At 72.2% G+C, this 22,776-nt stretch carries 19 protein-coding genes; 6 read left to right on the forward strand and 13 right to left on the reverse strand.

Annotation, left to right across the window (positions count from 1 at the left end; all coding sequences use genetic code 11):
- Positions 1–11: 11 nt before the first annotated feature.
- The 6 genes from ACWGH0_RS22180 to ACWGH0_RS22205 all read right to left on the reverse strand — a co-directional run bounded on the left by ACWGH0_RS22180 (position 12) and on the right by ACWGH0_RS22205 (position 7,109).
- The gene (locus tag ACWGH0_RS22180) at positions 12–1,808 is read right to left on the reverse strand and encodes an IucA/IucC family protein (RefSeq protein ID WP_453405920.1); all 1,797 of its coding nucleotides are present in this window, start codon (positions 1,806–1,808) and stop codon (positions 12–14) included.
- Positions 1,805–2,344, reverse strand: coding sequence for a GNAT family N-acetyltransferase (locus ACWGH0_RS22185; protein WP_453405921.1), 540 nt, complete (start codon positions 2,342–2,344; stop codon positions 1,805–1,807). Before ACWGH0_RS22185 ends, ACWGH0_RS22180 begins: the two co-directional genes overlap by 4 nt.
- Entirely contained in the window at positions 2,341–3,624 is a 1,284-nt protein-coding gene (locus tag ACWGH0_RS22190) for a lysine N(6)-hydroxylase/L-ornithine N(5)-oxygenase family protein (RefSeq protein WP_453405922.1), read from the reverse strand. The genes ACWGH0_RS22185 and ACWGH0_RS22190 overlap by 4 nt, the downstream gene beginning before the upstream one ends.
- The gene (locus tag ACWGH0_RS22195; protein WP_453405923.1) at positions 3,608–5,062 is read right to left on the reverse strand and encodes a pyridoxal phosphate-dependent decarboxylase family protein; all 1,455 of its coding nucleotides are present in this window, start codon (positions 5,060–5,062) and stop codon (positions 3,608–3,610) included. The genes ACWGH0_RS22190 and ACWGH0_RS22195 overlap by 17 nt, the downstream gene beginning before the upstream one ends.
- Before the next feature lie 146 nt (positions 5,063–5,208).
- Positions 5,209–6,084 carry a siderophore-interacting protein gene (locus tag ACWGH0_RS22200; protein ID WP_453405924.1) on the reverse strand — a complete coding sequence of 292 codons (876 nt, stop codon included), beginning with the start codon at positions 6,082–6,084 and terminating at the stop codon, positions 5,209–5,211.
- Positions 6,085–6,086: 2 nt separating this feature from the next.
- The gene (locus ACWGH0_RS22205; protein WP_453405925.1) at positions 6,087–7,109 is read right to left on the reverse strand and encodes an ABC transporter substrate-binding protein; all 1,023 of its coding nucleotides are present in this window, start codon (positions 7,107–7,109) and stop codon (positions 6,087–6,089) included.
- Positions 7,110–7,276: 167 nt separating this feature from the next.
- Between ACWGH0_RS22205 and ACWGH0_RS22210 the strand changes: the two genes are divergently transcribed.
- The 3 genes from ACWGH0_RS22210 (at position 7,277) to ACWGH0_RS22220 (ending at position 10,903) form a co-directional block, all read left to right on the forward strand.
- Positions 7,277–8,569: a sensor histidine kinase gene (locus ACWGH0_RS22210; RefSeq protein WP_453405926.1), complete on the forward strand. Its 1,293-nt coding sequence runs from the start codon at positions 7,277–7,279 to the stop codon at positions 8,567–8,569.
- Between the two features lie 40 nt (positions 8,570–8,609).
- Positions 8,610–9,290, forward strand: a complete 681-nt coding sequence (locus tag ACWGH0_RS22215) for a response regulator (RefSeq protein WP_453405927.1) — start codon at positions 8,610–8,612, stop codon at positions 9,288–9,290.
- Positions 9,291–9,535: 245 nt separating this feature from the next.
- Positions 9,536–10,903: a vanadium-dependent haloperoxidase gene (locus tag ACWGH0_RS22220; protein ID WP_453405928.1), complete on the forward strand. Its 1,368-nt coding sequence runs from the start codon at positions 9,536–9,538 to the stop codon at positions 10,901–10,903.
- Between the two features lie 17 nt (positions 10,904–10,920).
- Here ACWGH0_RS22220 and ACWGH0_RS22225 read toward each other — a convergent pair whose 3' ends face one another.
- The 4 genes from ACWGH0_RS22225 to ACWGH0_RS22240 are packed head-to-tail and all read right to left on the reverse strand — an operon-like array spanning position 10,921 to position 16,832.
- Positions 10,921–12,081: an acyl-CoA dehydrogenase family protein gene (locus ACWGH0_RS22225; RefSeq protein WP_453405929.1), complete on the reverse strand. Its 1,161-nt coding sequence runs from the start codon at positions 12,079–12,081 to the stop codon at positions 10,921–10,923.
- A 2-nt stretch (positions 12,082–12,083) separates the two neighbouring features.
- A complete protein-coding gene (locus tag ACWGH0_RS22230) occupies positions 12,084–13,022 on the reverse strand; it encodes a hydroxymethylglutaryl-CoA lyase (RefSeq protein ID WP_453405930.1) in 939 nt (312 codons plus the stop codon).
- Positions 13,019–15,175 (reverse strand): acetyl-CoA carboxylase biotin carboxylase subunit, encoded by a 2,157-nt coding sequence (locus ACWGH0_RS22235; RefSeq protein ID WP_453405943.1) that lies wholly within the window; start codon positions 15,173–15,175, stop codon positions 13,019–13,021. Before ACWGH0_RS22235 ends, ACWGH0_RS22230 begins: the two co-directional genes overlap by 4 nt.
- Before the next feature lie 40 nt (positions 15,176–15,215).
- On the reverse strand, positions 15,216–16,832 hold the full coding sequence (locus ACWGH0_RS22240) for a carboxyl transferase domain-containing protein (RefSeq protein WP_453405931.1): 1,617 nt from the start codon (positions 16,830–16,832) through the stop codon (positions 15,216–15,218).
- Positions 16,833–17,003: 171 nt separating this feature from the next.
- Here ACWGH0_RS22240 and ACWGH0_RS22245 point away from each other — a divergent pair, with 171 nt between their 5' ends.
- From ACWGH0_RS22245 to ACWGH0_RS22255, 3 genes are all read left to right on the forward strand, one after another.
- Positions 17,004–18,263, forward strand: coding sequence for a DUF418 domain-containing protein (locus ACWGH0_RS22245; protein WP_453405932.1), 1,260 nt, complete (start codon positions 17,004–17,006; stop codon positions 18,261–18,263).
- 9 nt (positions 18,264–18,272) lie between these two features.
- Complete coding sequence (locus tag ACWGH0_RS22250) at positions 18,273–18,893, forward strand: SACE_7040 family transcriptional regulator (protein WP_453405933.1); 621 nt, start codon at positions 18,273–18,275, stop codon at positions 18,891–18,893.
- Between the two features lie 69 nt (positions 18,894–18,962).
- Positions 18,963–19,742, forward strand: a complete 780-nt coding sequence (locus ACWGH0_RS22255) for a phosphatase (RefSeq protein WP_453405934.1) — start codon at positions 18,963–18,965, stop codon at positions 19,740–19,742.
- Between the two features lie 45 nt (positions 19,743–19,787).
- Here ACWGH0_RS22255 and ACWGH0_RS22260 read toward each other — a convergent pair whose 3' ends face one another.
- The 3 genes from ACWGH0_RS22260 to ACWGH0_RS22270 form a co-directional block, all read right to left on the reverse strand.
- Complete coding sequence (locus ACWGH0_RS22260; RefSeq protein WP_453405935.1) at positions 19,788–20,660, reverse strand: acyl-CoA thioesterase; 873 nt, start codon at positions 20,658–20,660, stop codon at positions 19,788–19,790.
- 5 nt (positions 20,661–20,665) lie between these two features.
- Positions 20,666–21,823 carry an acyl-CoA dehydrogenase family protein gene (locus ACWGH0_RS22265; RefSeq protein WP_453405936.1) on the reverse strand — a complete coding sequence of 386 codons (1,158 nt, stop codon included), beginning with the start codon at positions 21,821–21,823 and terminating at the stop codon, positions 20,666–20,668.
- 137 nt (positions 21,824–21,960) lie between these two features.
- On the reverse strand, positions 21,961–22,776 hold an 816-nt coding region (locus tag ACWGH0_RS22270), incomplete at its 5' end, for a helix-turn-helix domain-containing protein (protein WP_453405937.1).

Raw genomic sequence — 22,776 nt, forward strand, 5'->3', positions numbered from 1 at the left:
ATGCGTCCCGGTCAGGCGGGTGCGTACCGCGCGATCGGGTTGTCGAGGGCGCCGACGAGCTGGAGGGCGCCCGCCGGGTCCTGGAGGTCGACCATCTGCTTGTTGTTCCGCAGCTGGAGCCGGTTCAGGCAGGACAGCGCGAACTCGGGCGCGAACATGTCGTACTGCGCGAACTTGTCCGCGAGCTCCGGGTGCGCCTTCTGGTAGTCGGCCACGCACTCCGCGACCGCCCGCCAGAACGTCTCCTCGCCGACGACGCCGTCCGTGTCGAGCGTGGCGCCGAGGAAGCGGAAGAAGCAGTCGAAGACGTCGGTGAAGATCGACAGCAGTTTCATGTCCTCCGGCACCTCGGCGCGCACGCGCTCGACGGCGGGCGGCAGCACCGCGTCCGGGTCCATCACGCAGATCTCCTCCGCGATGTCCTTGAAGACCGCCCGGGTGACGACGCCGTCCTCGATGGCGAGGATGACGTTCTCGCCGTGCGGCATGAAGACCAGGTCGTACGCGTAGAAGCTGTGCAGCAGCGGCGTGAGGTACGCGTGGAGGTAGCGGCGCAGCCACTCCTCGGGCGCGAGCCCCGACTCAGCGATCAGGGCGCCCGCGAAGGATCCGCCGTCGTCGTCGGTGTGCAGCAGCGACGCCATGGTGGCGAGGCGCTCGCCCGGCGCGAGCGACGGGACGGGGCTCTCGCGCCAGAGCGCGGCCAGCATCTTGAGGTACGGGGAGCCCTTCGCGGTGGCGGCCTCGTACTGGCGGTGGTGATAGCCGATGGCCGCGCGCTCGCGGATGATCGTCAGACCGGTCGCCCGGAAGGTGTCGTCACCCGCGATCAGGCCGGCCAGCCAGTCGTTGATGGCGGGCGTGGCCTCCATGTAGGCGGCCGACAGTCCGCGCATGAAGCCCATGTTGATGACGGACAGGGCCGTCTTCACGTAGTGCTTCGCCGGGTCGCTGGTGTTGAAGAAGGTGCGGATCGACTGCTGGGCGAGGTACGTGTCGTCGCCCTCGCCGAGGCAGACGAGGCGGTGCTGGGCGACCTCGGCGGAGAAGGTGACGGACAGCTTGTTCCACCACTGCCAGGGGTGGACCGGGATGAGGTAGTAGTCCGCGAAGTCGAGGCCGAGGCCGGACAGCGTCGCCGCGAACCGGTCGACGGTCGACTCGCCCAGCTCCTCCCGTACGAAGCTCTCGTAGTCGAGTCCCACGCCGGCCGTGAAGGTGGCGTGGTCGCGCCGGGCGGCCAGCCAGATCAGCCGGACGGGGGCCGCGGTCTCGGGGGCGTACGCGCGGTACTCGTCGATGCCGAAGCCGAGGCGGCCGTTGTTCGCCACGAAGCACGGGTGGCCCTCGGTCATCCCCGTCTCGACCGCCTGGAAGCCGGAGCGGCTGAGGGCGTCGGCGGAGACGGGCGTCTTCGTGAGCTTGTACGCCGTGCCGGAGAGGGTGGAGCTGATCTCCTCCAGGTAGACGGGGAGGATCTCCGGGCTCAGGCCGAGCGCCTCGCGCAGCTCGATGAAGAACTCGAGCGCGTCGAGGGGGATCTCGGCGCCGTGGCGGTGGCGGGTGATGGAGTCGGCGGCCACCTGCCAGTGGTCGAGCGCGTGGCGGCGGGCGGCGAAGCGGTACTCGGTCGCGCCGTCGTCGGAGCGGACGGAGTACCGGTCGTCGCCGAGCGGCTCGGGCGTCAGCAGGCGCTCGTGCGAGAACTCGGCGAGGGCCTTGCGGACGAGCAGGCGGCTCGCGCGGGCCCAGCGCTCGGGCGTGAGGTGGGTGACGGCCTCGGCGGGGGACAGGGCGGTGGAGGTCACAGGGCGGCTCCCACGGCGGCGTTGAAGCTCTCCCGCGTGCAGATGCTCAGGTACGCGTCCTTCTCCGGCTTGGCGATCTTCTCGACGATCTCGAAGCCGACGGCCTCGTTCAGACGGTGGACGGCGGTGTTGCGCACGTCGGGCTCGACGACGACACGGCGGGTGGCCGGGTCGGCGAACAGCGCCTCCATCACCGCGGTGATCACGGCGCGGGTGAAGCCGTGGACGGGCGTGTCGGTCGGCGCGACCAGGAAGTGCATGCCGACGTCGCCGGGCCGGGAGTCGAACAGGCCCACGAGTTCGACGTGGGCAGGGTCGTAGCGCTCCATGAGGAAGGCCGGCCCGCCCTCGTGCTCACCGATGAAGGCGTCGTGGTGCTCGGAGGCGCATATCGCCATGTACTCGCGCTCGACGTCCGGCAGCGAGGCGTCCTGCATCATCCAGTACGCGGCCTTGGGGTGGGTGACCCAGCCGTGCAGCAGCCGCGCGTCGGCGAAGGGGTCGAGGGGGCGGATCGTGAACTGCGGCGTGCTCATACGGCGAACTCCTGGAAAGCGATGGCCTTCTCGACCGGGTAGTACTCGGAGCCCAGCAGCTCACGGATGATGAAGGCGTTGCGGTACGCGCTCATGCCCAGGTCGGGCGAGGTGATGCTGTGGGTGTGGACGGCGGAGTTCTGGAGGAAGATGCCGCGTCCCGTCGTGTCGATGCTGTAGTTGCGGGCCACGTCGAAGCGGCCGTGACCGTCCCAGCGGATCCGGTCCCGTACGCCCTCCAGGAAGGCGGGCGTGCGATAGCGGTAGCCGGTGGCGAGGACCAGGCCCTCGGTGGTCAGCTCGAAGTCCTTGCCCTGCTCCTCCTGGCGCAGACCGAGGGCGTACGTACCGCTCCCGGCGTCGTAGCTCGCGGTGTCGAGCGAGGAGTTGGTGAGCAGGCGGGTGGGGACGGGGCCCTTGAGGCTCTTCTGGTAGAGCAGGTCGAAGATCGCGTCGATCAGCTCGGAGTCGATGCCCTTGAAGAGGTTCTTCTGCTGCGACTCCAGGCGGTAGCGGGTCTTCTCCGGGAGCGCGTGGAAGTAGTCGACGTACTCCGGGGACGTCATCTCCAGCGTGAGCTTGGTGTACTCCAGCGGGAAGAAGCGCGGGGAGCGGGTGACCCAGTTGAGCCGGTAGCCGTGCACGTCGATCTCGGACAGCAGGTCGTAGTAGATCTCCGCCGCGCTCTGGCCGCTGCCGACCAGGGTGATGGACTTCTTCGCCTGGAGCGCCGCCTTGCCGTCGAGGTAGCGCGAGTTGTGGATGTAGTCGCCGCCGAGGTCCTGGCAGGCGTCCGGGATGTACGGCGGGGTGCCGGTGCCGAGGACCACGTGACGGGCGCGGTAGGTGGTGTCCTGGGTGCGCACGGTGTACAGCTCGGTCGCGGCGTCGTACTCGACGGAGGTGACCGTCTGGTTGAAGCGGATGCTGCTCAGCTTGGCGGCGGCCCAGCGGCAGTAGTCGTTGTACTCGGTCCGCAGCGGATAGAAGTTCTCGCGGATGTAGAAGGAGTACAGCCGCCCCGACTCCTTCAGGTACTGGAGGAAGGAGTACGGCGAGGTCGGGTCGGCCATCGTGACCAGGTCCGACATGAACGGCGTCTGGAGGTGGGCGCCTTCGAGGAACATCCCGGCGTGCCACTCGAAGTTGGGCTTCGTCTCCAGGAAGACACCGTCGAGCTCGTCGATCGGCTCGGTCAGGCAGGCGAGCCCGAGGTTGAACGGACCGAGTCCGATACCGATGAAATCGAGAGGCGCGAGGGACTCAAGAGGCGTGGACAAGGGACTCTCCCAGGTACTGCTCGGCGTGGCCGGCGATGAGGTCGAGGACGGCAGCGATGTCGGTCAGCGTCGTCTCGGGGTTGAGAAGGGTGAATTTCAGGTAGTGCTTGCCACCGACCTTCGTCCCGGCCACCACGGCGTCGCCGGAGGCGAACAGCGCCTTGCGGGCGTACAGGTTGGCGCGGTCGATCACCGAAGGGCTGGTGACGTCGGCCGGGATGTAGCGGAAGACGAGGGTGGAGAGCGTGGGCGTGACGACGACGTCGTAGCGCGGGTCGGCGGCCAGTAGCTGCCAGCCGTCGGAGGCCAGGTCGCACACCTCGTCGAACAGCTCGCCGACACCGTCCGCGCCCATGGTCCGCAGGGTCATCCACAGCTTGAGGGCGTCGAAGCGGCGGGTGGTCTGGAGGGACTTGTCGACCTGGTTGGGAATGCGCTCCTCGGCCATCCGGCGCGGGTTGAGGTAGTCGGCGTGGTACGTCGCGTGGCGCAGGGTGGCGCCGTCGCGGACCAGCAGCGCGCTCGAACTCACGGGCTGGAAGAACGACTTGTGGTAGTCGACGGTGACGGAGTCGGCGCGCTCGATGCCGGTCAGCAGGTGGCGGCGGGTACGGGAGGCCAGCAGGCCGCAGCCGTACGCGGCGTCGACGTGCATCCAGGCGCCGTACAGCTCGCACAGCTCGGCTATCTCGGGCAGCGGGTCGATCGAGCCGAAGTCGGTGGTGCCGGCGGTGGCGACGACGGCCATGGGGACCAGGCCGGCCTGCGCGCAGCGGGCGAGTTCCTGGGCGAGGGCCATGGTCTGCATGCGCTTGTCGCCGTCGCAGGGGATCGCGACGACGGCGTCGGGCGAGAGGCCGAGGAGTTTCGCGGACTTCTGGACGCTGAAGTGGCCGCACTCGGAGGCGAAGACGCGCAGCTTCGAGAAGTCCTCGGTCTTGGCCTCCTCGCGGGCGAGGAGCAGGGCCTGGAGGTTCGACTGCGAGCCGCCGCTGGTGAAGACGCCGTCGGCGTTGGTCTCGGCCTGCGTGCCGAAGCCGATGCGGCTCGCCGTCCAGTCGACGAGCCGGCGCTCGATGAGGGTGGCGCCCGCGCTCTGGTCCCAGGTGTCGAGGGAGGAGTTCACCGCGGAGAGCACGGCCTCGGCGGCGACGGCGGGGATGACGACCGGGCAGTTGAGGTGGGCCAGGTAGCGCGGGTGGTGGAAGTAGACCGCGTCCCGGAGGTAGACCGATTCGAGTTCGTCCAGGGCGGAGGTGACGTCGCCCAGCGGCTGGTCGAGGTCGATCGCGTCGAAGGCCGGGGCGAGCTGCTCGGGGGTGATGCCGGTGAACGGCCTTCCGGTCGCGGCGAGTTTGTCCGCCACCCGCTCGACAGCTGCGGTGGCGGTCTGGCGATACCGCTCGGCGGTCGTGTCATTGAGCAGGTGTGAGCGCATCAACTGTCTCCGGGTACGGGATTCAACTGCCCTCCGAACAGGAGAGGGGGGCGAGGGCCGTTGTTAAAGTAAGGTTAGCCTAACCTAACTTCAATGCGCAACGAACCCTCGCCCCCCGGGGCGCAGTTGTGGTGGTGCCGGGCGGCCTACGCCTCGTCCTCCTCCGCCCGCTCGCGGAGCTGCTCCTCGCTCAGCCCGCGGCGCCAGTAGCCCACGAACGTCACGCGCTTGCGGTCGAACCCGCGCTCCTGGACGAGATGGCGGCGCAGCGCCCGTACGCACGAGGACTCACCGGCGATCCAGGTGTACGGCGTGCCCTCGGGCAGCTCCTCCGCCGGCACGGCGCGGACCGCGTCCAGCGCGGAGGGCGCGTTCTCGTCCCGTACCAGCCAGGTGATGTCCGCGTCGGCCGCCGTGGTCAGCTCCAGGCGGTCGTCGGCGTGCGGGACCTCGATCCAGACCTTGGCCCTCGTTCCGGCCGGCAGCCACTCCAGGGCGGCGGCGGCGGCCGGCAGAGCCGTCTCGTCCGCCCACATGAGGACCCAGTCGGTGTCCTGCGGCGGCCGGAAGCGCACGGCGGTGTTGTCCGCGACGGCGGGACCGAGCACCACGACGCGGTCGCCGGCGCTCGCCCGCGCCGCCCAGCGGCCGGCCGGCCCGCCGTCGCCGTGCAGCGCGAAGTCGATGTCGACCTCGTCCGCCGGGGCTCCGTCGGCCGCGCGGCGCTGCTCGCGCAGGGTGTACGAGCGCATGACCGCCCGTACGTCGTCGGGCAGCGCGCGGTACGAGCCGAACCAGTCGGGATCGGTCTCCGGCGGCAGCACCGGCTCCGCCTGCCCCGGATGCGGCAGGAACAGCGAGAGGCTCTGGTCACGGCCCCCGGAGGCGAAGGCCCGCAGGTCCTCGCCCGCGAACGTCACCCGGAGCATGGTTGTGCTGAGCCGGCGCGTCCGCACGACCGTCAGGCCGAAGAGACGGAACGGAACGGTCGCGGTCTCTTCGGCGGTCTCGGCCCGGGTCATCGTCAGGCGACCTTCTTGGCCTTCTCGATGGCCTCGGCGAGGTCCTCGAGGATCGGCGCGCACTTGTCGTAGGAGTAGATCGGCTCCGTGGTGCGCGGGATGACCTGGCCGGCCTTGACGGCGGGCAGGCGCGTCCAGGTCGGCTTGTCCTTGAGGGCGGAGGGCTGGAGGACGGCGGTCCGGTTGTCCATCATGATGATGTCGGCCTTGTACTTGTCGACGTTCTCCCAGCTCAGGCTCTCGAAGAAGCCGGCCGCGTCCACCTTCGGCTCGACGAACTTCACGCCGAGCTCCTGGAAGTAGAGCGTGTCCGCCGACATCTTCGCGAGGGAGACGTAGAAGAGGTCCGGGCTCGCGGAGCCGATCATGACCTTGACCTTCGGGTTGGCCTTGGCGGCCTGGCGCAGGCGCTCGGCGGCCTTCTCGAAGCGGGCCTTCGCGTCGGTGGTCTTCTTGCCCTTGACGTCCGCGCCCAGGGACTCGGCCAGGTCGGCGTGGCGCTGGATCGCCTTGGGGATGGTGGTCTCGGCGGCCCACAGGGCGACGCTCGGGGCGACCTTGAGGATCTTCTTGCTGGACGCCTCGGGGACGTACCAGAGCTTGTCCTTCTCCCACATGGCGGTGACCAGGAGGTCCGGGTCGAGGCCCACGTACGCCTCGACGTTGAACTCGTCGTAGGCGTTGCCGATGATCTTGACCTTGTTGATGTCGAGGTCACCGGCCTGGACGTCGGCCTTGCCGTCGGCGGTCTTGGTCGGGCCGAAGACGCCCTTGACCTCGACGCCGAAGTCGTGGAGCGCGGCGGCGACACCGGTGAACGCGACGATGTTCTTGGGGGTGGCGGGGCTCTTCACCGTCTTGCCGCGGTCGTCCTTGAACGTCCACGGGCCCGACTTCCCGGCGGCCTTGTCCTCGCTTTTGGCGGAGGTCTCGCCGCAGGCGGTCAGCGCGGCGCCGATGCCGAGGGCGCCGCCGACGGCCAGCAGGCTGCGGCGGGAAAGGTGGGAAGCTCGGGCGTGAGGCATGACGGTGTCTGCTTTCGTACGTGCGGGGTCCACCGGGGGACGATTCGAAGGTAGGTTAGCCTAACCTCACGGGCTGTCCAGCGGGTGGTTCGTGGTGCGGGCCGGGAGCGGCGGAAGGCGTCCGCAACAGCCCTTGCGGCCCGGGGTGTTGCCGCTAGGCTGCGCCGATGCTCTCGACGGCCGGGCGGACCGCGGCACGGCGCCGGCTTCCTCCGGTGGCCGTGGACGCCGTCCTCGCCCTGTCGTACGTGGGCGTCAGCCTGTTGCTCGGCCACGAACGGCCGCCGCCCGGATGGCGCCAGATGGACCAGGCCGGGGTCGCGCTCATCTGGCTGGTCAACCTGCCGCTGGTGGTGCGCAGGCGGTGGCCCGTCCCGGTCGTCGTCGCGCTCTGCGCGGTGTGGATGTGGTACATCCACCTCGGGTACTGGCCCGTCGTCAACTCGCTCGGCTCGCTGATGGCCCTCTACACCGTCGCCTCCCTCCGTCCGCCGCGCACGACGGCCGCCTGCGCCGCACTGGTCGGCGTGGTGTGGTGGTACGGCGGCTGGGCCCGCGAGGGCGGTTCCATGCCTACGGTGATCGCCCAGAGCGTGGTGATTCCCGCGGGCATCTGCTGGTTCGGCTCGGCGGCGCGCCGGCTGTTCGAACGCAATGCACAACTGGTCGTGCTGGCGGCCCAGTTGGCGCACGTGCAGGAGGAGCGGGCGCGGCGCGCCGTCACGGACGAACGCGTCCGCATCGCCCGTGAACTGCACGACGTCGTCGCCCACCACCTCTCCGTCATCTCCGTCCAGGCGGGACTCGCGCAGTACGTCGTCACGTCCGACCCCGGCACGGCCGAGAACGCCCTGCGCACGGTGGGCGAGACGACGCGTGAGGCGCTGCGCGAGATGCGCAGGACACTGTCGCTGCTGCGGGCGGACGCGGACGAGGACGAGGAGGACGGGAGCGCGGGGGAGTTCGCCCCCGCGCCGGGCCTCGGGCGGCTGGACGAGCTCGTCCAGCGCGTACGGGACGCCGGGGTGCCGGTGCGGCTGCGGGTCACGGGCCGGGAGCGGCCGCTGGCGCCGGGAGCGGAACTGTGCGCCTACCGGATCGTCCAGGAGGCCCTCACCAACGTGCTCAAACACGCCCGTACCGCCCGGTGCGTGGAGGTCGTGGCCGCCTACCTGCCCGACGAGGTGCGGATCACCGTCACCGACGACGGCGGCTTGGGCGGGGGAGGCCGCGACGGGGGCCGGCGCGGCGTGGACGACGCGGACGGGCGGGGTGTTGGGGACGGCCGTCGGGATCGCGCCACAATCGGCGCCGGGCACGGCCACGGCTTGATCGGCATGCGGGAGCGCGCGAAGCTCTACGGCGGGAGTCTGTCCGCCGGACCGCGGCGCGAGGGAGGATTCGAGGTCGGACTCGTACTGCCTGCCCCGCCCGCGCCCGCCGTGCAGAGAGGGGGCTGATGGGCCGGGGAACGCCGGCTCGGTGAAGGAGCCGACCGCAGTGACCACGGTGCTCGTTGTCGACGACCAGGACCTCATCCGCGCGGGCCTCGCCGCGCTGCTGCGGGCGGCGCCGGGAATCGAGGTGGCCGGCGAGGCGGCGGACGGCGAGCAGGCCGTCCGGCTGGCGTCCGCGCTGCGGCCCGACGTGATCCTGATGGACATCCGGATGCCCGGCATGAGCGGCATCACCGCCACCGAGCGCATCCTCGCCGACGCCGGCGAACCGCCGCCCAGGATCATGGTGCTGACCACCTTCGACCTGGACGAGTACGTGTACGCCGCCCTGCGGGCCGGGGCCTGCGGCTTCCTGCTCAAGGCGGCGGGGCCGGAAAGGCTGCTGGCCGCCATCGAGGTGGTCGCCGCCGGCGACCTGCTGTTCGCGCCCACGGTCACGCGCCGGCTCGTCGAGTCGTACCTGCACTCCCCGCTGCTCCGCGCCGCCGAGTCCGCGCACCCGGACCTGTCCGTCCTCACCTCGCGCGAACTGGAGGTGCTGCGCTTCGTGGGCACGGGTCTGTCGAACGCGGAGATCGCCGCGAAGCTCGTCATCAGCGAGTCGACGGTCAAGACCCACCTCAACCGGACCATGACGAAACTGGCCCTGTCCAGCCGCGCGCAGGCGGTGGTGGTCGCCTACGAGACGGGTCTCGTCGTGCCGGGCGCCCCGGACCCGCGCTGACGGCTCCCCCGCCCCCCCGACGCTTCCCCGGACGGCCCCGAACGGCTCCCGCGCTGGGCGACGCGGGCGTCGCGGCGTACCGCCGTAGTCCACCCGCGGATCAACCCTGTGGTCGACGCGCCCGTCCCCGCGCCCGTCCTAGGCTCTCGCACTGCCGGCGCGGGGACGGGGGACACGGGGTCCCGCGCCGGCACATTCATGCCGAGACGAGGGGGACGACGACCATGGACCCGTACGCGAGACCCTTGTTCAGCCGCAGGCGCGCCCTGGGCCTGCTGGCCGCGACCGGCGCGCTCACCGCGCTGCCGGCCACCGCCCCGCGGGCCGGCGCAGCGCCCGTTCCGGCGTCCGCGCGGGCGACCGCCTTCGTGGGCGATCCCGTGCACTACTGGAACGGCGTCCTGCTGGACGTGTTCAGGAAGCAGACCGGGGTCGGGCCCGGCCCGCTCGCCCGGGCCGCCGCGATGACCAACGTGGCGATCTTCGACGCCGTCAGCGCGTACTACAACACCTGGTACCGGATGAGGTACCGGCCCTACCTGGAAGCGCCCAAGTACTCCGGCGCGCCCTTCCAGCAGGGCCCGGACGAGCAGGAACGCGTGATCGGGTTCACGGCACGCGACATCCTCGTACGGCTGTTCCCGGCCGAGAGCCTGTTCGTCAACCAGCGGTTCAAGGACCGGTTCGGCAACGACTGGACGGCGTTCGACATCCTCAAGCCGCTGGTCGCCGAGCCGACGGCCAAGCGCGTCTGGGACCACCGCGTTCTGGACGGGTCGAGCACGGAGGACGCGTACAGCCTGGACGGGAAGCCCGGCGCCTGGCGGCCCACCGGTGGGGCCTCCTGCGCCCAGGAGAGCGACGCCGTCGACCCGCACTGGGGGCGGGTGCAGCCGTTCGCCATCCCGGCGGGCGCCCATTTCCGGCCACCCACGCCGGAGCGCTTCGCCACGTACGAAGCCCTCGTCGCCAGCGAGGAGTACCGGCAGCAGGTCGAGGAGGTCCGACGGGTCGGCTCGGCCACCGCGTCGCTCGCCGACCGGGACGCCGACAAGACCGCGGCGGCCTGGTTCTGGGCGAACGACGCCGACCGGACGTACAAGCCGCCGGGGCAGCTGATCGACCACACCCGCGTCGTCGCCGCGCAGCGGAACCTGGACACGTACGAGAACGCCCGGCTGTTCGCGCTCCTGTCCGTGGCGCTGGCCGACGCCGCCATAGCGGAGTGGGACGTCAAGTACCGTACGGAGATCGACCTCTGGCGGCCGGTCTCCGCGATCCGCGACGGCCTCGGCGACACGTCGTGGCAGCCGCTGGGCGCCACGCCCTGCTTCCCGGCCTGGGCGTCCGGGCACGCCGCCTTCGCCGGTGCGTGGGGCACGATCATGCGGGCGTACTTCAAGACCGACGCGATCGCGTTCGAGGGCAGGACCGACGACACCAAGTCGCCGGTGCGCGCGCGCCGGTTCACCGGTTTCCGCCAGGCCGAGGAGGAGAACGCCATGAGCCGCCTCTACCTGGGCGTGCACTACCGCTGGGACGCGACCGACGGTCTGCGGCTCGGCCGCGACATCGGGGCCCACGTCTTCGCGAACAGGCTCCAGGAGATCTGAGCCCGGCCGTCAGGACGTCAGCCGGTCAGCCCCAGCTCGCGGGCGATCAGCATGCGCTGCACCTCGCTCGTGCCCTCGCCGATCTCAAGGATCTTGGAGTCGCGCCACATGCGGGCCACCGGGTACTCGTTCATGAAGCCGTAGCCGCCGTGGATCTGCGTGGCCTCGCGGGCGTTGTCGACCGCGACCGTGGAGGAGTACAGCTTCGCGAGCGCCGCCTCCTTCTTGAACGGCTCGCCCTGGACCAGGCGCGACGCCGCGTCCCGCCAGCCGACGCGGGCCATGTGGGCGCGCATCTCCATGTCGGCGATCTTGAACTGGATCGCCTGGTTGGAGCCGATGGGCCGGCCGAACGTGTGCCGCTCCTTCGCGTACGCCACCGACTCGTCGACGCAGCCCTGGGCGAGGCCGGTCGCGAGGGCCGAGATGGCGATGCGGCCCTCGTCGAGGATGCGCAGGAACTGGGCGTACCCCCGGCCCTCTTCGCCGAGGAGGTTGGCGACCGGGACGCGTACGTCGGAGAAGGACAGCTCGCGGGTGTCCGAGGCGTTCCAGCCGACCTTGCTGTACGGGGCGGCGACGGTGAAGCCCGGGGTGCCGGACGGGACGATGATCGCGGAGATCTCCGGCTTGCCGTCGGGCTTGCGGCCGGTCACGGCGGTGACGGTGACCAGCCCCGTGATGTCCGTGCCGGAGTTGGTGATGAAGCACTTCGAGCCGTTGATCACCCACTCGTCGCCCTCGCGGCGGGCGGTCGTCTTCGTGCCGCCCGCGTCCGAGCCGCAGTCCGGCTCGGTCAGGCCGAACGCGCCGAGCACCTCGCCCGAGCACAGGCGGGGCAGCCACTCGCGCTTCTGCTCCTCCGTGCCGAAGCGGAAGACGGGCATCGCGCCGAGCGAGACGCCCGCTTCGAGGGTGATGGCCACGGAGGAGTCGACGCGGGCCAGCTCTTCGAGGGCGATGCCGAGGGCGAGGTAGTCGCCGCCCATGCCGCCGTACTCCTCCGGGAAGGGCAGGCCGAACAGGCCCATGCGGCCCATCTCGCGGACGATCTCGTACGGGAACTCGTGGCGCTCGTAGTAGTCGCCGATCTTCGGGGCGACGACGTCGTGCGCGAACTCCTCGACCGTGCGGCGGAGTTCTTCGTGCTCGGGAGAGAGACGGTGGTCGAGGGACATGGCTACGACTCCTTGTGGGACAGGGCACGCACGGTGCGGGAGGGGCTGGGGCGGCCCAGCCGTTCGGCCATCCACACGCTCGTGGCGGTGAGGCGGCCGAGATCGACCCCGGTTTCGACGCCGAGGCCGTGGAGCATCCACACGAGGTCTTCGGTGGCGAGGTTTCCGGTGGCGCTCTTCGCGTACGGGCAGCCGCCCAGGCCGCCCGCGGAGGCGTCCACGGTGGTGACGCCGTGCTGGAGCGCGGCGAGGGTGTTGGCCAGGGCCTGGCCGTACGTGTCGTGGAAGTGCACGCCGACCGCCGGGGTGGGGACCCTGGCCTCGTTGAGGGCGGTCAGCAGGGCCAGGACGTGCCCGGGGGTCGCCACGCCGATGGTGTCGCCGAGGCTCAGCTCGTCGCAGCCGAGGTCGAGGAGCGCCTTGGCGACCCCGACCACCTGGTGGACCGGGACCGCCCCCTCCCACGGGTCGCCGAAGCACATGGAGAGGTAGCCGCGCACGTGGACGCCGTCCCGCCGCGCGCGGGCGACGACGGGCTCGAACATGGCGAGCGACTCGTCGACGGTCCGGTTGAGGTTGCGGCGTGCGAACGTCTCGGTGGCGCTGCCGAACACGGCGATCCGGCGCACCCCGAGCGCGAGGGCGCGGTCGAGCCCGCGGGCGTTCGGCACGAGCACGGGCAGTTCGGCGTCCACGTCGCCGAGCAGCGGGAAGAGGGCTTCCGCGTCGGCCAGCTGGGGCACCCACTCCGGGCGCACGAAGCTGGTCGCCTCCACGGTCGTCAGCCCGGCGTCGGCCAGCCGGTGGACGAACTCCGCCTTCACCTCGGTCGGTACGACGGTCTTCTCGTTCTGGAGGCCGTCGCGGGCGCCGACCTCGTGGATGCGTACGCGGGCCGGCAGGCCGCTCGCCGGTACGCGCATCGGAAGCCCGTCGGTCACGACTCCTCCTGCGGGGTGACCACGGCCAGCACCTGGTCCATGGCGACGGTGGAGCCCGGCGTCACGTCGAGCTCGGTGACGGTGCCGGCGTGCGGGGCGGAGATGACGTGCTCCATCTTCATCGCCTCGACGACCAGCAGGCTCTGCCCGGCGTCGACGTGGTCGCCGACGGACACCTTGACGACGGTCACGGTGCCCGGCATGGGGGCGGCGAGGGTGTCGACGCCGGAGCGGCCCGCGCCGGTGAGGCCGGCCTCGACGGGGTCGTGGTCCTGGACGTGCCAGCCGTCCCCGTCGCGGCCCAGCCACAGGCCCTCGGGGCCGGCGGCGTGGCTGAAGGTGTGGGTGACCCCGGCGAGTTCCACCGTGACGGTGTCCGCGCCGGCGGTGACCAGCCGGGCCCGGACGGGCAGGGGCTCGCGCACCGCCGACGGGGACAGCGACTCCTCCGCGACGGGCGGCAGGGCCCCGGCCCGGTGGGGCCTGCCCTCTCCCGCGGGGCCGTCGCCGGCCGGGGCCACGGGCTCCAGCGGGACGGCGGCCGCCAGGTCGGGCGCCGCGCCGGGCGGGCCGGGGAGCAGCAGCTCCGCGCCCGTCGCCGTCGTGCGCAGCCGGATCTCCACGGGGTCGTGGCCCGGTACGCGGGCGTGGTGGACCGTCCAGGCGGGGGTGCCGCCCAGGCGCCATCCCGTGCGTACGGAGAACGGGTCGGTCCAGGGCGCCGAGCTCCCGGCGGTGGCCGTCCCGCGGGTCCGCAGCAGCGCCGCCGCCGCGTACACCTCCGGCGGCACACCGTCCGGGACCAGGCTGTCCGCGTCGCGTTCGACCAGGCCGGTGTCCAGCGCGCCCGCGACGACGTCCGGGTGGGCCAGCAGGCGGCGCAGGAACCCCGCGTTGGTGGGGACGCCCAGGGTGACGGTGTCCGCGAGGGCGGCACGCAGCCGGCGCAGGGCGGTGGCCCGGTCCGGGGCGTACGCGATGACCTTGGACAGCATCGGGTCGTACAGGCTGCCCACCTCCGTGCCCTCGGTGAGGCCGGAGTCGGTGCGCACGCCGTCGCCCTGCGGCTCGTGGAGGGAGAGGACCGTGCCGCCCGAGGGCAGGAAGCCGCGCGAGGGGTCCTCCGCGCAGACCCGGGCCTCCACTGCGTGTCCCGTGAGGGTGATGTCCTTCTGCGAGAAGGGCAGTTCCTCACCGGCCGCGACCCTCAGCTGCCACTCCACCAGGTCGAGGCCGGTGATCAGCTCGGTCACCGGGTGCTCCACCTGGAGGCGGGTGTTCATCTCCATGAAGTAGTACGACGACGGGTCGCTGCCCGGGACGATGAACTCCACCGTGCCCGCGCCCCGGTAGCCGCAGGAACGTGCCGCCTGGACCGCCGCCTCGCCCATCGCGGCGCGCGTCGCCTCGTCGAGGAGGACCGACGGCGCCTCCTCGATGATCTTCTGGTGCCGGCGCTGGAGGGAGCACTCGCGCTCGCCCAGGTGCACCACGTTGCCGTGGGAGTCCGCCAGGACCTGGATCTCGATGTGCCGGGGGCGGTCGATCCACCGCTCGACCAGCAGCGTGTCGTCGCCGAACGACGCCCGCGCCTCGCGCCGCGCCGCCGCGATCTCGTCGGCCAGGGCCGACTCCACCCGCGTCAGGCGCATGCCCTTGCCGCCGCCGCCGGCCGACGGCTTCAGGAGGACCGGCATGCCGATCTCCCGCGCCGCGGCCGCCAGTTCGTCGTCCGTCAGGCCGCTGCCCGACGAGCCGGGCACGACCGGCACGCCGGCCGCCCGTACTGTCTCCTTCGCCCGGATCTTGTCGCCCATCAGGGCGATGGCGGAGGCGGGCGGCCCGATGAAGGCGAGGCCCGCGTCCGCGCACGCCTGCGCGAACGCCGCGTTCTCCGCGAGGAAGCCGTACCCCGGGTGGACGGCCTGCGCGCCCGTGCGTGCGGCGGCCTCCAGCAGGCGGTCGGTCCGCAGATAGCTCTCCGACGCCGCCGCCGGACCGATGCGGACCGCCGTGTCCGCCTCCCGTACGTGACGGGCGTCCGCGTCGGCGTCGCTGAACACGGCCACCGAGCGCACGCCCAGCTCCCGCAGCGTGCGGATCACGCGGACCGCGATCTCGCCCCGGTTGGCGACCAGGACGGTGTCGAACATGGAAGCCGTGGGGGCCATGGGGAACTCCGTCATCTTTCTCTCACATCCGGAAGACGCCGAAGGCGGGCTCGGTCAGGGGCGCGTTGGCGCAGGCCGTCAGGGCGAGTCCCACGACCTGCCGGGTCTCCAGCGGGTCGATCACCCCGTCGTCCCACAGCCGCGCCGTCGCGTAGTAGGCGTTGCCCTGGGCGTCGTACTGCTCGCGGATCGGCGCCTTGAACGCCTCCTCCTCGGCGGCCGGCCACTCCTCGCCCCGCGCCTCCAGCTGGTCGCGCTTGACCGTGGCCAGCACCGACGCCGCCTGCTCGCCGCCCATCACGGAGATCTTCGCGTTCGGCCACATCCACAGGAAGCGCGGCGAGTACGCCCGGCCGCACATCGAGTAGTTGCCCGCGCCGTACGACCCGCCGACGACGACCGTCAGCTTGGGCACGCGCGTGCACGCCACCGCCGTCACCATCTTGGCGCCGTGCTTGGCGATGCCGCCCGCCTCGTAGTCCCGGCCGACCATGAAGCCCGAGATGTTCTGGAGGAAGAGCAGGGGGATGCCGCGCTGGTCGCACAGCTCGATGAAGTGGGCGCCCTTCTGGGCGGACTCGGAGAACAGGATGCCGTTGTTGGCGACGATGCCGACCGGGTGCCCGTGGATCCGCGCGAAGCCGGTGACCAGCGTCTGGCCGAACTCCGCCTTGAACTCCTGGAAGCGTGAGCCGTCGACCGTCCGCGCGATGACCTCGCGCACGTCGTAGGGCGTACGGGAGTCCACCGGCACCGCGCCGTACAGCCCGGCCGGGTCCACCTTCGGCTCCTCGACCGGCTCGACCGACCACGGCAGCGCGCCGCGCTCCGGGAGCGTCGCGACGATGTTGCGGACGATGCGCAGGGCGTGCGCGTCGTCCTCCGCGAGGTGGTCCGTGACGCCCGACGTGCGGGAGTGGACCTCGCCGCCGCCGAGCTCCTCGGCCGTGACGACCTCACCGGTGGCGGCCTTCACCAGCGGTGGCCCGCCGAGGAAGATCGTGCCCTGGTTCCGCACGATGACGGCCTCGTCGCTCATCGCGGGCACGTACGCGCCGCCCGCCGTGCAGGAGCCGAGCACCGCCGCGATCTGCGGGATGCCCGCCCCGGACATGCGGGCCTGGTTGTAGAAGATCCGTCCGAAGTGCTCGCGGTCGGGGAAGACCTCGTCCTGCATGGGCAGGAACGCGCCGCCGGAGTCCACCAGGTACAGGCAGGGCAGCCGGTTCTCCAGGGCCACCTCCTGGGCGCGCAGGTGCTTCTTGACCGTCATCGGGTAGTACGTGCCGCCCTTGACCGTGGCGTCGTTGGCGACGACCACCACCTCGCGGCCGCTCACCCGCCCGATCCCGGCGATCACTCCGGCGGCCGGCGCGGCCCCGCCGTACATCCCCTCGGCCGCCAGCGGCGCCAGTTCGAGGAACGGCGACCCGGGGTCCAGCAGGGTGTCCACCCGGTCGCGGGGCAGGAGCTTGCCGCGCGCGGTGTGCCGGGCGCGTGCCTTCTCACCGCCGCCGAGCCGCGCCGCGGCCAGCCGCCCGCGCAGTCCTTCCACGAGCTCCAGGTGGGCCGCCTCGTTGGCCCGCCACGCCTCGGCCGCCGGATCGGCGGTGCTGGTCAGCACCGGTGCCTGCCGCATCTCCTGAGCCCCCTTGCCCGGTCGATGTGATGTTAATGAGCGTTAACGCGCTTCTCAGGTTAACGAGCGCTAACCGCCCTGTCCAGGGCTGTGGATTCCTCCTTCGGTATGACGTCACCAAGATCAGCGCGTGTCAGGATCTGACCCGACCACACACGGGGGACTGGGCTTGTGACGACACTGCGAGAGACGGCCGTACGAGGCGGGGCGGCGGGGGAAACCGCGGCGGAGGCGGCGGGGGGTCCGGCGCCGCGGCCGCGCTCGCGCGTCCTGGAGGTCGACGCCCTGCGCGGCTTCGCCCTGCTCGGCATCCTGCTCGTCAACACGCTGACCATGGCCGGGACCCAGGGCACGCTGGGCGGCCGCCCGTCCGGCGCCGCCGACGGCGTGGCGCTGTGGCTGGTCCACTGCCTCGCCCAGAGCAAGTTCTACCTGCTCTTCTCGTTCCTCTTCGGCTACAGCTTCACCCTCCAGGCGGCCTCCGCCGAGCGCGCCGGCGCGCGCCTGGGGCCGCGGACGGCGCGGCGGCTGCTGGGGCTCTTCGTGCTCGGCGCCCTGCACGCCGTGTTCCTGTACGTCGGGGACATCCTGACGACGTACGCGCTGCTCGGCCTGATCCTCTTCGCCGCCCGCCGGGCCACCCCCGAAGGGGCGTTCCGCGCGGCGCTCTGGGTGTGGGGCTGCTTCGGCTCCCTCCTGCTGCTGTTCGGCGCGCTCGCCACTCTGGCCGGCCCCGACGACGCGGCCACGAAGGCCGCCGCGGCCCGCGAGGCCGCCGAACTCACCGCCGGGTACCGGGGCGGGTTCGGGGACGTCGTCGGCGCGAACGTGTCGCAGTTGCCGTTCGCCGCCGTCGCCCTGGTCGTCATGAGCGGCTTCGTCGTCGCCGCCTTCCTGCTGGGGCTCTCCGCCGGCAAGCGGCAGTGGCTCACCCGGGCGGGCGGCGCGAACCTGCGCCGCGTCCTGGTGGCGGGCCTCTGCGTGGGCCTGCCCGCCGCCGCCTTCTCGGCCTCCGGCGCGACGGGCCCGCTGCCCGCCCGCTGGGAGATGCTCGCCGCGATGACCGGCGTCGTCACGGCTCCGGCGCTCAGCGCCGCCTACGTCGCCGGGCTGCTGCTCTGGTTCGGTACGCCGGGCGGGGCGCGGGCGGCCGGAATCCTCGCGCCCGCCGGACGCATGGCGCTGACCAACTACCTCACCCAGTCGCTGGTGATGGCCCTGATCTTCACCGGGTACGGTCTGGCCCTGTACGAGCGCGCCGGCATCGCCGTCCCCCTGGGCCTCGCACTCCTCCTGTACGCCGCGCAGCTCCCGCTCAGCGCCCGGCTCCTGCGGCGCCACCGGCTCGGCCCGGTGGAATGGGCCCTGCGCGCCTTCACCCACCTCCGGGTACGCCCCGTGAAGTTAACGACCGCTAACCGGCCGGTCTAGAATGGCCCCATGAGCACCAACGCCGCCGCCCGCGTCGCGGCCCCCACCCGCCGCGAGCAGATCCTCAAGGAGGCCGCCCGCCTCTTCGCCGAGCGCGGCTTCCACGGCGTGGGCGTCGACGAGATAGGCGCCGCCGTCGGCATCAGCGGTCCCGGCCTCTACCGCCACTTCCCGGGCAAGGACGCCATGCTCGCCGAGCTGCTCGTGGGCATCAGCGAACGGCTGCTGGACGGCGGCAGGCAGCGCGCCGCCGCCGAGTCGGCCGACAGCCCGCAGGCGGTCCTCGGCTCGCTCATCGACGGCCACATCGACTTCGCGCTCGACGACCGGCCGCTGATCACCCTGCACGACCGCGAGCTGGACCGGCTCAGGGAGAGCGACCGCAAGCGCGTGCGTCAGCTCCAGCGCCAGTACGTCGAGCTGTGGGTGACCGTCGTGCGGGAGTTGAACCCCGACGTGCCCGAGGCAGAGGCCAGGTCGGCGGTGCACGCGGTGTTCGGGCTGCTCAACTCGACGCCGCACCTCGGTTCGTACGGCAACGGGCTGCCCGGGCGGGCGGCCATGGAGGGACTCCTGCGGCGGCTGGCGCACGGCGCGTTCGCGGCGCTCGCGCCGCGCGGGGCGGTCTGAGGGCCCGGCGCCGCGCCCGGGACGGGCTTCACCGGACGGAGGGCTCGGGCGGACGGCACAATGGGGGTCATGCCGATACCCAGCCGCGCCGCCCTGGTCGACCACCTCGCCCGCACCCGCATCGCCGGTGACGTCGCCACCCCCCGCGACAACAACCTCTCCCACTACCGGAAGCTCGCGAACGGCGACCGCCACTACTGGCTCGGCCTCGAACTCGGCGACCGCTGGACCGACGAGCAGGACGTCCTCGCCGTGATGGCGGAGCGCTGCGGTGTGAACGACGATCCCGAGCACCGCGTCGGCCAGGACACCATCGACCCCGAACTGACGGTCGACGCGCTGGAACGCATGGCGGCGCGGCTGCGCAAGGCCGCCGCCGGCCGGGAGCGCGTGCTGTTCGCCACCGGGCACCCAGGCGGCCTGCTCGACGTGCACCGGCAGACCGCGGACGCGCTGCGCGCGGCCGGCTGCGAGATCGTACGGATCCCGGGCGGGCTCACCGCCGACGAGGGCATGGTGTTCCAGTTCGCGGACGTCGCGATGCTGGAGCGCGGCGCCACCCTCTGGCACACGCACTCGCCGGAGCCGATGGCGGCGATCCTCGACGGCCTGGAGCGCGAGGGACGGCCGCTGCCCGATCTCGTCGTGGCCGACCACGGCTGGGCGGGATGCGCGGGCCAGCGCGGACTCGACTCGATGGGGTACGCGGACTGCAACGACCCGGCGCTGTTCATCGGCGAGGCCGAGGGCACGCTCCAGGTCACCGTCCCGCTCGACGACCACGTCACCGACCCGCGCTTCTACGACCCGATGACCGCCTACCTGCTCGACGCGGCCGGCCTGCTCTGAGCTGGGCCGCGCGCCGCGCCGGACGCGGCGCGCCCCGGCCGGGGATCAGCGCGGGACGCGCACCACGCCCTCCTGGATGACGGAGATCGCCAGCCGGCCGTCCCGCGTGTAGATCCGGGCCTGGCCCAGACCCCGCCCGCCCGACGCGGACGGCGACTCCTGGTCGTACAGCAGCCATTCGTCCGCCCTGAACGGCCGGTGGAACCACATCGCGTGGTCCAGGGACGCCCCCACGACGTCGCCCGTCGCCCAGCCGCCGCGCCCGTGGGCCAGCAGCACCGAGTCGAGCAGCGTCATGTCGGAGACGTACGTGGCGAGGCAGACGTGCAGCAGCGGGTCGTCCGCCAGCTTGCCGTTCGTACGGAACCACACCTGCGAGCGCGGTTCGCGCGGTTCGCCGACCGTCCCGAACGGCGGCGCGTCCACGTACCGCAGGTCGACCGCCGCCCGGGCTTCGAGCATGCGGTCGGCCATACCGGGGTCGAGGAAGCGGTCCGCGTACCTCGGCAGCATCTCGGCGGCCGTCGGCAGCGTCTCGGGGTCCGGCGCCGGCGGCATGTCCGCCTGGTGCTCCAAACCCTCCTCGTACTCCTGGAAGGACGCGGAGAGGTGGAAGACCGGCTGCCCGTGCTGGACCGCGACGACGCGGCGGGTGGTGAAGGAGCGGCCGTCGCGGATGCGGTCGACGGTGTAGACGATCGGCGCGCCCGGGTCGCCGACCCGCAGGAAGTACGCGTGCAGGGAGTGGGCGAGCCGGTCCTGGGGCACGGTGCGGCCCGCCGCCACCAGCGCCTGGGCGGCCACCTGGCCGCCGAAGACGCGCGGGACGACGGCGGAGCGCGACCGGCCCCGGAAATAGTCCTGCTCGATCTGCTCCAGGTCGAGCAGATCGAGCAGGCTGTCGAGCGCTTCGGTCACCTGGGTTACAGGCCCATCGACTTGGCGATGATGGACTTCATGACCTCGCTCGTGCCGCCGTAGATGCGGTTGACGCGGTTGTCGGCGTACAGACGGGCGATCGGGTACTCGTTCATGTAGCCGTAGCCGCCGTGCAGCTGGAGGCAGCGGTCGATCACGCGGTGGGCGACCTCGGTGCAGAACAGCTTCGCGGACGCGGCCTCGGCGGGCGTCAGCTCGCCGGCGTCCAGCGCCTCCAGGGCGCGGTCGGCCACGGCCTCGGCGGCGTCCACCTCGGCCTGGCAGGCGGCCAGCTCGAACTTGGTGTTCTGGAAGTGGGCCACCGGCTTGCCGAAGACCGTGCGGTCCTGGACGTACTGCTTGGCGAACCGGACGGCGGCCGCGGCCTGCGCGTACGCGCCGAAGGCGATGCCCCAGCGCTCGGAGGCCAGGTTCGTGCCGAGGTAGTAGAAGCCCTTGTTCTCCTCGCCGAGCAGGTCCTCGACCGGCACCTTCACGTCGACGAACGCCAGCTCGGCGGTGTCGGAGGTGCGCAGGCCGAGCTTGTCCAGCTTGCGGCCGACGGAGTAGCCCTCGGACTTGGTGTCCACGGCGAACAGCGAGATGCCGAAGCGGCGGTCCTCGGCGCTCGGGGCGGCCGTGCGGGCGCACACGATCACGCGGTCGGCGTGCACACCGCCGGTGATGAACGTCTTGGCGCCGTTGAGGACGTAGTGCGTGCCGTCCTCGGAGAGCTTGGCGGTGGTCTTCATGCCCGCGACGTCGGAGCCGGTGCCCGGCTCGGTCATCGCCAGCGCCCACATCTCCTCGCCGGAGACGAACCTGGGCAGGAAGCGCTTCTTCTGCTCGTCGGTGGCGAGCATCTTGATGTAGGGCAGGGCGAGGAGCACGTGCACGCCGGAGCCGCCGAAGGTGACGCCCGCGCGCGAGGTCTCCTCGTACAGCACGGCCTCGAACTTGTGCGTGTCCAGGCCCGCGCCGCCGAACTCCTCGGGGACGCTGATGCCGAAGACGCCCAGTTCGCCGAGCTTGTAGTAGAAGTCGCGCGGCGCCTGGCCAGCGGCGAACCACTCGTCGTACACCGGCACGACCTCGGCCTCGATGAAGGCCCGGATGGTCTCCCGGAACGCCTGGTGGTCCTCGTTGAATACGGTCCGGCGCACGGACGCCCCTTCCTTTGCGGCTGAACCGCCGCCGCTCTCGGGTCAGTCAATTGATGACGGATGCACTAAGCGCTTGCTCAGTCTGAAGTTACCGGGTGGTCACCAAGGCTGTCCAGGCTCCGGGACGGTCGTACGCGTCACAGCCGGCGCAGCGCGAACCACAGGTCCATCCGTACGTCCGGGTCGTCCAGGTCGGCGTCCAGGAGGGTGGCGCAGCGGGCGACGCGCTGGCGGACCGTGTTGCGGTGCACGCCGAGCGCGACGGCCGTGCGGTCCCAGCTCCCGTGCAGGGAGAGCCAGGTGCGCAGGGTGGAGGCCAGGGCGGGGGAGTCGGCGATCGGCGCGAGCAGAACACGGGCGTGGGCGCGGGCGTCCTCCGGCGCGACCAGCGCGTCCAGTCCCGAGCCGGCGTCGCCGCGGTCGCGCGCGAGGGGGACGCGGCCGGCCTCGGCGCGGCGGGCGGCCCGGGCCGCGCGGGTGCCGGCGGCGGGCAGGTCGTGCGCGGGCGCCGGAGAGCTGACGCCCAGGCTCCAGCCGGGCTGCGGCTCGACGTCCCCGGGCCCGCCGGGAAGCAGCACCCGTACGTCGCCCACCTCCGTCTCCTCCACCAGCGCGCTGCCGAGGGCCGCGCCGAGCGCCGCCGCTGCCAGCGGGTCGGGACCCGCCCCGCCGCCCGCCGGCCTCGCGTGCACCACGGTCCACTCGTCCGCCCCGAGCAGCGGCGCCACCTCGCCGGCGTCCGCCCCCAGCAGCAGCCGCACCAGCGCGGCGGCGCGGGCGGACTCCCGGGCGCCCTGGTGCGGCGTGGTGAGCAGCGACAGCAGGACGGCGGCGACGCCCGCGACGGTGTGGTCGCCGGCCTCGCGCCGGTCGGAGGCCACCGCGAGCACGAGCCGCCGGCCCCCCGCGAGGGGGTACGCGGCGAGACGGCTGCCGTCCGCGGTGTCGGTGGC

This window comes from Streptomyces sp. NPDC054887, from assembly GCF_053610585.1.